The 777-nt window shown below is 57.5% G+C and carries 1 protein-coding gene; it reads right to left on the minus strand.

The genetic code is table 11. The annotated features are described in order from the left end of the window. Positions 1-607, minus strand: a 607-nt coding sequence (locus FH08_RS0133840; RefSeq protein ID WP_031362606.1) for a helix-turn-helix domain-containing protein, incomplete at its 3' end; no start/stop codon positions are given. Positions 608-777: the final 170 nt, after the last annotated feature.

The following is a 777-nucleotide window of genomic DNA, read 5'->3' on the forward strand; positions in this document are numbered from 1 at the left end:
TAGCGCGTCGCATCACGCGATGGGTGCGCAAATGCTCCATCAGCTCTTTTTTAAGGACGCCCCGGGCTTGTACATACAGGCTTCGGTAGATCGTTTCGTGTGATAGTTGCATGAGCTTATTGACTGGGAACTGCCGTTTGAGCCAGCCCGATATCTGCGCAGGTGCCCATTGTTGTTTGAGCTTACTCGCCACGAGCATGCGTAGTCGCGCCCGGTTTGAAAGGGCACACGCTTTGGGCCGTAGCGCGCTCTTCCAGGCATTGGCGTCGGCCTGTTGGGCGCGGTACTTTATCGGGCCGCCGTTGCGTTCGATCTCCCGGCTGATCGTCGATGGCGCTCGGTTCAGGCTCGCTGCAATGCGGTTTGAAGACCAGTTTGCGCTCAGCCCACGCGAGATCGCTTCGCGCTCCTCGGGCGTCAGTGCACGTGGCGAGCGCTTTCTTGGCGGCGGTGCGATCCCACCGCGCTTAGCAAGCATCCGATGCACCGAGCCCACTTCACGCTCCAGCGCCCGACTAATCTCGCTGACAGACTCCGCTGCGCGCCAGCGCTTCCAAATCTCCCCCTTCTGGGTCGACGTCAACCACGGTTTTGCTTGTCGTTTCATAGCCTCATCCTCCGATTTCCGTATTGGAACAGAGGTGTTGCATCGACCAGTTGAATCCGCCCGTCATTTCTTTGTCCAAAGCGACGTAACTAGTCAGCACTTGTAAACTGCTGCGAAGCTCGGCATGATTCGGAGATGACATTTGTGCCCAACCTTAAAAATCTGACGGA

This window comes from Caballeronia sordidicola (assembly GCF_000729995.1).
GTDB lineage: Bacteria > Pseudomonadota > Gammaproteobacteria > Burkholderiales > Burkholderiaceae > Caballeronia > Caballeronia sordidicola_A.